The organism is Clostridium sp. BL-8 (assembly GCF_002006495.1).
Classification (GTDB): Bacteria; Bacillota; Clostridia; order Clostridiales; family Clostridiaceae; genus Clostridium.
This window is the reverse complement of sequence record NZ_LZZL01000054.1, coordinates 31,261-42,444: the sequence shown is the minus strand read 5'-3', so window position 1 is coordinate 42,444 and position 11,184 is coordinate 31,261. Positions and strand designations below refer to the sequence as shown.

Annotated in this window: 6 protein-coding genes; 1 reads left to right on the top strand and 5 read right to left on the bottom strand. The window is 30.0% G+C overall.

Features of this window, described 5'->3' with window-relative positions:
- Positions 1-351 precede the first annotated feature (351 nt).
- The 3 genes from CLOBL_RS17665 to CLOBL_RS17655 all read right to left on the bottom strand — a co-directional run bounded on the left by CLOBL_RS17665 (position 352) and on the right by CLOBL_RS17655 (position 6,109).
- Positions 352-3,450: an efflux RND transporter permease subunit gene (locus tag CLOBL_RS17665; RefSeq protein WP_077860245.1), complete on the bottom strand. Its 3,099-nt coding sequence runs from the start codon at positions 3,448-3,450 to the stop codon at positions 352-354.
- Between the two features lie 13 nt (positions 3,451-3,463).
- On the bottom strand, positions 3,464-4,675 hold the full coding sequence (locus tag CLOBL_RS17660) for an efflux RND transporter periplasmic adaptor subunit (RefSeq protein WP_077860244.1): 1,212 nt from the start codon (positions 4,673-4,675) through the stop codon (positions 3,464-3,466).
- 87 nt (positions 4,676-4,762) lie between these two features.
- On the bottom strand, positions 4,763-6,109 hold the full coding sequence (locus CLOBL_RS17655) for a TolC family protein (protein WP_077860243.1): 1,347 nt from the start codon (positions 6,107-6,109) through the stop codon (positions 4,763-4,765).
- 190 nt (positions 6,110-6,299) lie between these two features.
- On the opposite strand from CLOBL_RS17655, the gene CLOBL_RS17650 reads away from it, so the two are divergent.
- Entirely contained in the window at positions 6,300-6,881 is a 582-nt protein-coding gene (locus CLOBL_RS17650; RefSeq protein ID WP_077860242.1) for a TetR/AcrR family transcriptional regulator, read from the top strand.
- A gap of 222 nt (positions 6,882-7,103) precedes the next feature.
- Here the strand turns inward: CLOBL_RS17650 and CLOBL_RS17645 are convergent, their stop codons facing one another.
- The gene (locus CLOBL_RS17645; RefSeq protein WP_077860241.1) at positions 7,104-8,930 is read right to left on the bottom strand and encodes a hypothetical protein; all 1,827 of its coding nucleotides are present in this window, start codon (positions 8,928-8,930) and stop codon (positions 7,104-7,106) included.
- Positions 8,931-9,170: 240 nt separating this feature from the next.
- Positions 9,171-10,889 (bottom strand): methyl-accepting chemotaxis protein, encoded by a 1,719-nt coding sequence (locus CLOBL_RS17640; protein ID WP_077860240.1) that lies wholly within the window; start codon positions 10,887-10,889, stop codon positions 9,171-9,173.
- Between the last annotated feature and the right edge of the window lie 295 nt (positions 10,890-11,184).

Sequence of the window (11,184 nt, the reverse complement as noted above, 5' to 3'; positions counted from 1 at the left end):
AAACTTCTTGACTACGTTTTCATGATAACACTTTTTTCTTCATTACCATTTATTTCTATACTAAATATATTTTGATTAAGTTTCAACCTTTGATAAGCACAAAACCAGATTGCCTGAATATCATGAACATAATGTAGCAAACTTCTAATTAGTTTCCTCTTACTTAATATTTCTGTGCCTTAGACACCACAAAAAGAGTGCTGTTTATTGTCTAATGGATAACTTTGATCTTAAAGCCCTTGAAAACTAATAATTTCAAAGACCTTAATATGAATTGTAAAAAAGATCATAAATTATCCGAATCTGCAATCTATTTATATGAATATCTAAGTTAATTCGTCTTTAGTTTTATTATCTCCTATACCTTTTCCAAGACATTAATGATTTAAAGTTCAATTTATCTATCCTTGATTTAATATTCGGTTTCTCTTCTAACTTAGTATTCACAAGTGAATATACCACTGGAACAACTACAAAGGTAAGAAAAGTTGCTGATCCAAGCCCAAACATTATAGTTACAGACATAGGCCCAAATAATGCACTCTTAGAAAATGCAAGAGGTATAAGCCCTGTAATTGTTGCTGTTGAGCTTAATATTATAGGTCTAAATCTTTGACTTACAGCATTTAAACATGCTTCATCTATGGAAAAACCTTCATTTCTACCTTCAATTATATATTCCACAAGCAGAATACCATTCCTTATAACTACTCCAATTAAACTTATTATTCCCATTACAGCAGTCAAAGATAGCTGCATCTTAAACAGCATAAGTCCTATTGTTACTCCTATTAATGATAGTGGAAGCGCACACATTATTACAAGTGGCTGCAGGAAAGATTTAAATTGAACAAATAAAATTATATAAATTATCAGTATACATATAGCTCCAGCTACGCCAAGACTCGTGAAGTTTGTTTGTATTTCATGCTTTTCTCCATCATAAAGAACCTGTACACCGTTTAAGTCCATTTTATTTATTTCTTCACTTAATGCATTTTCTATATTAACAGCATTATATCCAGTTTTTACATCACTATATACTGTTACAGTTTTATCTTTTTTATAATGCTTTATTTGATCTAGCTCAGAATTAAGATTTATATCTGCTACTTCTGATAACAATACCTTATTATTTGTGACACTTGATTTTATCTGTAAATTTTTTAAATCTTCTACTGATGCAATATTGCTTTTAACCAATATATCATAGTCACTACCATTCTTCCTATATACAGAACTACTATATCCTTTCAAAGCTATGTTTATCTGCTTTTCTATATCAGATTTTAATAAACCATGCTCTGATGCTTTAGTACTGTCTATATTTACTTCATATTCATAAGTCTTTTTTGCCGCATCATCTCTTATATTTAAGGTTCCAGGTATATTTCTTAATTTTTCTTGTATTTGATCTGAAGCTGCATAAAGCTTATCTAAATCATCTCCTGTAAGTCTTAAACGAATAGGCGCTCCTATTGGCTGTGCTTGTTCCAAAAGCTTTACTGTAGCAGTCCCCCCAGATATTTTACTATCTAATTCACCTTGTAAATATTCAACTAACTTTTGCCTTGTATCAAATTTTTTAGTTTTACTCAAGTCTATTTTCACCATAATTTGAGCTGTATCTTTTGATGGTGCTACTGTAGGCAAAGTAATATAAAACTTAGGCATTCCACCACCTATAGCCGAAGTATAGCCTGTAACTTCTGCTTGCGATTTTAAGACATCTTCTATTTGTTTTACTAAATTACCTGTACTATCTATATCTTCAACTTTTTCATTAGAAACATCTATATATATCACATCCTTATCCACATAAGGGAAAAATTGCATACCAAGGGTTTTCATTAAACCTATAGATCCCATAAACAGACATAAGGCCACTATAATAACATTCCTTTTATGCTTAAGTCCATATGTCAAAAATTTAAGGAACATCTTTCTAACTATACTTTCCTTATTAGAATTTTTACTTTTCCTAAAAAATATGGATGACATAACAGGAGTTATAAACAGTGCAGATATATATGAGCAAATAATACATATCATTACTACTTGAGGTAAAGTTCTTAAAAATTCCCCAACTGCACCAGGTATATTTAGAAGTGGTGAAAAGGCACCAACAATAATTAATGTAGATGTGAATACCGGCACAAATAATTTTTTTATGCCTGTAAAAGCAGCCTCATCTCCACTCATCCCCTTATCAATTCCTACTTGTACAACATCCCCTATTACAATTGCATCATCTACCAATATTCCAAGTGCTATAATAAGTGCCGTAGTAGACATTTGATGCACTTTAATTCCAAGAGCGTCCATAGCAATAAATGACATAGAAATAGATATTGGAATTACTGCTGATACTACCATTGCATTTCTAAATCCCATTCCTATAAGAACAGTTATTACGACAAGAATTACACCATCTCTAAGGTTTTCCATAAAGAAAGAAACTGACTCATTTACATCCTTAGGCTGAAAAGTAACTTCTTCTACCTTTAAATCCTGTGGTAATTGTTTTTTTATCTCATCTAATTTTTTTCTTACATCATTACCTATTAAAACTATATTTTTATTATCTTGAAAATAACCTGCAAGTAATACTGCATTTTCCCCATTATTAGTGTATTTATAATCAGAATCATCATCATAATCCATATGAACATTTGCTATATCTTTAATCTTTATAGTTTGTCCAGTATCTGTTGAAACTCCAACAATTGTATCTTCTATATCCTTAAGTGAGGTAAAACTCCCTGGTGTTTGCACTTTTATTTTTCCAGTTTTTAAATCTAAATTTCCAGAAGGAATATCTATATTTTGTGCTTTTAATACTCCGCATACATCTTCAAGTGAAATGGAATATTTATTTATTTTACTTAAATCTACATCAACTTTTACTTGTTTGTCTTGTTTACCCTTTATATCAAATCTAGAAATACCACTAACCCCACTTAATTCTTTCTTTATGTCATCTGCATAATTTCCTAATTGTTCATATGTATAATTATCACCAGATACACTTAAAATTGTACCAGCAGTTTCTGTTAGATTTGTATCTATTACACTATCTTGACATCCATCTGGAAGATCAGACTTTACGTCCTTTATTTTATCTCTTAAGTCTCTCCACGCTTTATCTTTGTCTGCATCATTATTTAAGTAAAGAATAACGATAGATGCACTATTTTCGGAATAAGATTCAGCATAATCATAACCATCTATTTCTTCAACTTTATCTTCAATTTTTTTTGTGACTAAACTTTCTATATCACTAGAAGAAGCTCCTGGGTAAACAGTTGTAATCATTGCTGCTGGAGACGAAACATCCGGGCTTTCCTGTTTAGGAATAATATAATAGCAATAGCAGCCGCTTAAAATAGCTATAATTACTAAAAACAATACTACTTTTTTATTATTTATAGCCGCTTTAATAAGTCCCATAATTCATCCTCCTTTATTCTGCTGAAACCTGATATCCAGCTTTTATATTTTTCATACCTTCAGTAACAAGATTATCTCCAGCTTTTAATCCATCTACACATACTTCATTTTCATTTGTATTTCCTAAAGTTACATTTTTCCTAACAGCACGTTCATCTTCTACTGTATAAACATAATCTTGGCCATCGTTTAAAATACTGCTAATTGGAATCCATATGCCACTCTCTTCTCCATTATCAATATTAACTTTCACAGACTCACCTATATAATATTTATTATTATCTATTTGATTTAAAATTTTGATTTCTGCACTATACGTTCCACTCTGTTTATCAGGTGCTTGAACTATGTTCATAATTTCTCCATCAGTAGTAGTATCATCTATCTTAACTTCTGCTTTTGTTCCTGCCTGTACTTTCTTTACATCATCATCAGATAATCCTACAGTAACAACTTGATTTTCACTTCTAATTAATACAACTGGATAACCAGCTTGTTGCATTTCTCCTTCTTTGCAAAGGATATCTACTACATAACCGTCTTCATCTGCTGTAAGAGATGCATCTTGAACTAAATTAACCTTTGAATCATAATCAGCTTTTGCAGCATTTAATTGATCCAATGCTGCCTGCTTATCCTCTGCCCTTGTTCCATTTTGAAGCTGATTTAATGTTTCTTTTGCTGCATTCAATGCACTTTCACATCCATCTAATTTATTTTTTGCATCATTGACCTGCTGCTCAGTAGCTGCTTTTATTTGATATAAATTAGCAGTTTTATCATATAAATCCTTACAATAATCATAGTTATCTTGAGCATTTTTTACTGCTATCTGAGCTTTATTTATATCCTCAGCCTGTGCTCCATTTACTGCTTTATCATATTGGGCTTGTGCTGCACCCATTTGAGCTTGTGCTGCACTTTCTGCCAAGTTTAAATCACTTTTATCTAAATCAACAAGGCTGTCTCCTTTATTTATATGCTGTCCTTTTGTAACATATATTTTTGATATTTTAGCAGAACTTTTGAAAGAAAGTTTTCTTACTTCACTTCCACCTGTTATACCTTCATATTCTAAAGTGCTTGAATGACTTTCATTTTGAAGTTCTGAAATTTTCACTGGATAAGTTTTTACATCTGCTTTTGCATCATTTTTACTACTACATCCACTTAACATTGTAAAATTAAAAAATACTAAACAAATAGCTATTATCTTCTTATTCATATATCCTCCTCATATTCGCCATGTCATGTGTACAAAATAATATTTATCAAGTTTCTTTTCTCCATATCTTTGTTCACTTAGAAAAAATTACTCATTGCTTAGTATCCATGGACTTTGAATACTATCTCTTAAGTTATTATGTGCATAAACAAGTTTTCTTAAAGCAGTATCTAAGTCTTCACTTGCTACAACTTGTTTATCATAATCATTTTGAAGCATTAGTCCCATATCTACTTGAGCTTTTGCAAATCCCAGTTTAGCATTTGTTGAATTAACCTGCTCCTTTAAATTCTCTATTTTATTTTCAATATCAAGAAGTGTTGAATAATTTTGCTCTAAAATATTTTTAAGAGTCTTTTTTGTATCATCTAGCTTAACTTTTGATTCATCATATTCATATTTACCATCTAAATATTTTTCATAACTTGTAAGATCTGTATAGTAGTTTAATTCTTCTTTTTCGTACCCCAGTGAAGCTAAAGCATATTTACCCGAATCTAATGTAGCGTTGCCATTCGCATCAGTTGTAACATAATCAGACTGTGTGGGTGCTATTGGCATATCTTTATTCATGATGTCTTTTATTCCCTCATCCTTCAAGTCTTTCATATAGTCTTTAGTTAAATCTAATATTTTATCATCATACCAAAAATAGTTGTTAAGATTATTATCTATATACTCATCAACTGAACCATCTATTTTAAATTTTGTATAATCCATGTCATAATCAAGTATATAAGTATTCTTCAAATCCAAATCTGTTAATACTTTAAAATAATCTTTAGCATCACTTAACGTATTTTCTTTAGCTGTTATATCATCCTGCAATGATTTTATTTCAACCTCAGCATCAGTAACCTGATTCTCTGTTGCCATTCCGAGCGACAACTTTCCTTCTAAATAAGTTAAATCATTTTTCTTTAATTCTAGGTTTCTTTTTGCTTTATCTATATCAATTTGCTTTAAAACCATATCATTATATTTATTGGTAATATCACTTCTTATTTGATCCTCCATAAAATCCCTTGATTGTTTTGTCTGCTTTTCCTGCAATTCAAGTTTATCGTAAGGATAATCATATACATCATCAGAGTAGTTATCTGCTGCTAAGGACTTATTAAAGTCGGTACTTTTCTTTTGAAGATCCTCTTTATTTCGATAATACTGTATTTCTGTTGATTTTAGCTTGAACTTATCACTATTGTTTATTGCTGCATTTACTGCATCATCTAATTTTAGAATTTTCTTATTTCCAGCATTTTGTACATCTTGATCAATACTTATAGGTTCTCCACTATCAGTATTAGCTTGAGCTGATTTTGAAGTATTTAGACTTTCTATAGATGCTGGTTCTGCAAATATTCCTACAATACTACTGTTCATAATACTTACTACAATTCCAACAGCAATCAGATTTTTTATATGTCGCCTCATTAATATCCACCCCTTCATTATTAAAATATTTAAATACAGTTTTTATATTCTACACATGTATACAAACTTTACAGTTGTATAACAAATACTATATACTGTTGTATGGAGGTTATCAAGAAACAATAACTCTAATCTATACAGTTAATCTGCATAATTACATATGTGTAGATTATTTCCTTAGGAGGAATTTATGGCTAACAGCAAAACTCTTGATTTAAGAATAAGAAGGACACATAAACTATTATTTGATGCTTTAACACTTTTACTTGCTGAAAAAAACTTCGATAATATAAGCATTACTGATATCTGTGATAAAGCAATGGTTCATCGAACTACCTTTTATAAACATTTTGAAGATAAATATCATTTGCTTGATTCTTTAATTAGTCAATTGGTTCAAAATTTTGAAGAAAAAAGCACTAAAGAGACTCCAGCTAATAATCCAAGGCAATACTATGTAAATTTATTTAAACTTCTATTAGAACATATGCAGGAAAATATAAAGATGTATTCAGTCGGCTTATTAAATAATGGCTCCGCAATAAAAGTACTTCAAAAAATAGTAGTTGAACGTACAAAATCTAAATTAGAAAATGATGAAAGTAATGGACTAATATTTTCAATTCCTGTACCCATTCTTTCAGAATTTTATTCATCCGCAATGGTTAGTTTATCTATTTGGTGGGTTGAAAATAATATGCCTCTCAGTATTAACGATATGGTCAAATATGGAGATATGATGATTAACAAATTAGATATAAATGATAATTAGACTTCTATATGCTACTAAGCAACTTTTTCAATACAATTAAAATCTGCTTTCATACTAGTTAAAAATACATATTTGAATTTATCTAAAACAAGATTTTCTTTATATAACTTGGAAACTAAAAAAACCTACAAAAATCTAATTTAGATTTTTGTAGGTCTTATAATTGAGGCTAAGCGTAACATTTGAAATCTGCCATCAACTAATATTATAAAGATTATAATATTATTGAATCCACTCACCATCAGAACCTAATATGTATCCATCAACAGTAGTATTCGAAAGCATTTCCCCAGACGAATCTAAGTAATACCATTTTTCATTATCTTTTATCCATTTATTATTCACCATTATGCCTTTATCATCTATGTAGTACCATACACTACTTATAGGATCTTGAAGCCATCCAACTGCATTACTTCCATCCTGTTTAATATAGGACCAGCTTGAATCAACATTTCTAACCCATCCAACTTGAGCTCCTGTAGTTGTTTTAACTTGAGCGTCTGTAGTTGTTTTAACTTCATTTCCTGATATGTTTGCATCACCTTTTTCCGGCGCCTTATTATATAAAACCGAATATACTCCTTTATTTTCATTCCACATAATTACACTGTCTTTATCATTCATTGATAAATTATCAAAAGAACCATCTACTCTATATTTTTTTTCAAAATCTTTACCATTCCAAAATTTTAGGTAACCATCACTTAAACAGCTTAAGTTTCCATTTGATGCTCCATATGCTTGCGGACCCTCTATATCTGTTTCTTTATAGCTGTCTATATCTAAATATTTATATCCGTTCTTTTTAGTAGGTGTAAAATGTTCTCCATATATTCTATTATTCTTTTTGTCAATATAAGCACTCACAAAGCCTGTATTATCATTAAATTGAATAGCTCCAGAACCAGTTTCTGCACCACTTAGCTTGGATTTATCTCCAAATCCCAATAAAGTTTCTCTTTCACCTTTTTCGTCTGTCATAAAATATATATCTGAATCTTTAGAATACTTAATTCCATCTATAGTATCTGAAGCTGGTTCTTTTGAAAAAATTTGTAATACTCTAGCAGAACTATCATCAGTTACTTTTTGTCTATGATTACTATCATCCCCAATGTATAATTCATTAGTTGCAGGAACATATGCACTATCAGGCTCACCTTTTACTTTTTTATAAATTGTAAGATATGCTGCTCTGGTAAAGTGATCTTTTTGCTCATTTATATATGTTGGATCTTCTTTAATTTCTGCTCTCAAATCATAAGTTATTCCATTATCTTTTATTTCATATATATCATCTGTATTTTCAATAGCAACACTGGCACCCGTTGTTTCTTCTGTAGATACTGTAATTCTTCCTAAATTATAGTCTCCATCAATATAATTTCCAGATGTATCTGCATATATTGTGGAATAGTTTTTGGCATTACTATAGGAATAATTTTTATTTAAAGCATAATTATACCTACTCCATAATTTAGTAGATCCATTTATTATTGTAGATGTTGTTTTAGAATTAAGTTGATTCGCCTTAATTGTATTATCATAGCAAGCATTCTTAAATCTGTCCTGGTCATCTTTTTTCATTACTTTTTTTAATTTAGTTGCCGCATTATCAACCATTGTTTCTCTTATATCATCATCTATTACCTTATATCCATCTTGTAAATCTATATATGTAGCATTACCGCTAGTATCTACAATCTCTGCATACCTTCCTTGCAACTTCTCCCCCAATGTATCTCCAGACTCTATATCCTTACTCTCTATCTTTTTAAATGTGCCATCGTCTGTCAAATAATATATTGCTGTTTCATCATTATCACTTTTATATCCATCAACTAAAAATGCACCTTTTCCATAGGATTTTGCATTTTCAATAGTTCCTTCTAGTGTTTCTAAAGTTTTAATTTCTGTATTTGACACTGTAGCATCTGATGAGATCCCACTTCCTTTTGAACCTTCAGCAGCCATTGCCTGGACTGTTGTCATTACTGATATCATTGCAACTATTAAACTTATTTTCTTTGTAGTTCTTTTTAACATAACTATTTTCCCCTTTTAGTTTTTTATTTATCCCTTTTTCTATAACAAATTGTTACTATGTATTTTATATCTATAAATTTTCACCATTTGTTTGGATTATGCTTTTATACCAATAAACGCCTTCCCTCCCCATATATGTACCTTCACATTGATTGGCAGCTAAAGCACCCCCAACAAAAATTTGGGGTGGAAATTATATAATATGCTCCTTAGATGCTTACATTTATCTTAATCTTTATATTATATTTTGAATTTTTGTATCATTTGATTAAGTTTTTGTGAAAGTTCTGCCTGAACTTGAGATGACTTTGTAACATCATTAATGGCGTGAGTGATTTCCTCAACACTTCCTAATATTTCCTCAGAACCTGCTGCAGATTCTTGCGCCACTGCTGATACATTTTCAATGGCACTGCTCACTTGAATTATTACCTCATCAATTTGATTAGATGAATCTGCAAAATTATTTGCTATATTGCTCATAAATTCAGCATCTTTTTCATATTGAAGACCTGTATTCATTAGAAATTCGTAATCAGGTTTTACATTATTAGATAAAAACGCAAGAATATCTTGTCCACTTTTTGAAAGATTATCAACTGAATTTTGAATTTTTAAGACCATACCTCTAATATTTTCTACAGATTGAGAAGATTGTTCAGCTAGCTGCCTAACTTCATCAGCAACTACAGCGAAGCCTTTTCCTTGTTCACCTGCTCTTGCAGCTTCAATTGCAGCATTTAAAGCAAGTAAATTAGTTTGCTCTGCTATATCTGCAATAGAATCTGCCATTATTTTAACTTGTTCAACAACTTTTGCTTCTTCAATAGCCTGTTCTATATTAGAACGATTTTCTTCGTAAATTGAATTTCCTTCTTTTATATTTCTGGATGCCGTATTCTTTATATTTATGGCACGCTCTTTTATTTCATTCACAGAGCGCATTGTATCCGTAGCATTTTTCGCGAGTATATTGGTAGTAGCAGTTACTTCTTCTGTTGAAGCATTTACTTCTTCTGTAGTAGCACTTAAATCTTGAGATCCTCTCGATATCTGCTCCGTAGATTTATTTACCAGTTCCATTTTGGAATATACTTCTTCGGTAGTTGCAGAAAGTTCTTCACTTGTTGAACTAATTTCACTAATGCTATTTACTAACTCACTAATTAAACTATGTATATTGCCTTTTGCATTATTTAATGCAGCTGCAAGATTTCCAATTTCATCTTTAGATTTTATTTCTATTGATTTTGTTAAATCACCATCCCCAAGTGCATTAGCAAAAATCAAAACTTTTTTAAGTTGTTTTGAAATTAGAAGTGATAGGCATAAACCAAGTATTATTGCTACAACAAAACTTAATATTACTAAACCAGTTGTAATATATGACGAATTTCTGAAAGTTAATTGGTTTGATGTATTAACGCTATCAGCAGCAGCAACATTATCATCTATTAATTTATCTAAGGTAGATTCTATAGATCTTCTAACATTAACAACATTTCCCTTAAATCTTTCATTAGCAGCATCATAATTATTTTCCTCTACTACAAGCTTTGATATTGAATCCATCTCTTCTTTATAGCTGATTGCACTTTGTTTTAATTCAGAAAGAACTTTTTTATCATCATCAGAAGTTAATGTATTAGAGTATGTTTCCATAATCTTATCGCTTTCATCAAATAAAGAATTAATCTCTTTAGCTAAAACAGCAGTCTGATCATTTTTACCTTGAAATAATATTCTTATAATATCTGTGCGTATTTCAGCAAAATTAAGTCTTAACTCATACAAGCACTGTATTGAATTTAAATTTTCATCATGCATTTTTATTGCATTGGTGTTAATTTTATTCATATTACTTAATCCGACCCCACCCACAACACCAACTAATATTGCAACTATAATAAAAGCTGATATCAATTTTTGAGAAATTTTTAAATTTTTAAAATAGTTCATAATTCTTTACTCCCCTTTATGTATTTACTTAATATGTTTGTAATTTAACCCCCAAAAAATATGTAATTATCTATACTAAAACATTAAATTTATGTTCATTATTAAGATTGCATTTATCTATATAAATTTTATTATCATATTGCTAATTTAAATCATAAGTCTTTATTTATCCATATTAAAATAATAGCAATTTATAAATTTAACTTATAACATCGAATACAGTAACGCGTATATGCCGGATTCTTACCATGTATAAATTTACTTTTTGATTTGGATATCTATATAGACGCCTGAA

What these genes read in the sequence shown, in the direction of transcription:
- CLOBL_RS17665 (WP_077860245.1), bottom strand. Translation starts at nt 3,450, where the DNA reads ATGGGACTTATTAAAGCGGCTATAAATAATAAAAAAGTAGTATTGTTT.
- CLOBL_RS17660 (WP_077860244.1), bottom strand. Translation starts at nt 4,675, where the DNA reads ATGAATAAGAAGATAATAGCTATTTGTTTAGTATTTTTTAATTTTACA.
- CLOBL_RS17655 (WP_077860243.1), bottom strand. Translation starts at nt 6,109, where the DNA reads ATGAGGCGACATATAAAAAATCTGATTGCTGTTGGAATTGTAGTAAGT.
- CLOBL_RS17650 (WP_077860242.1), top strand. Translation starts at nt 6,300, where the DNA reads ATGGCTAACAGCAAAACTCTTGATTTAAGAATAAGAAGGACACATAAA.
- CLOBL_RS17645 (WP_077860241.1), bottom strand. Translation starts at nt 8,930, where the DNA reads ATGTTAAAAAGAACTACAAAGAAAATAAGTTTAATAGTTGCAATGATA.
- CLOBL_RS17640 (WP_077860240.1), bottom strand. Translation starts at nt 10,889, where the DNA reads ATGAACTATTTTAAAAATTTAAAAATTTCTCAAAAATTGATATCAGCT.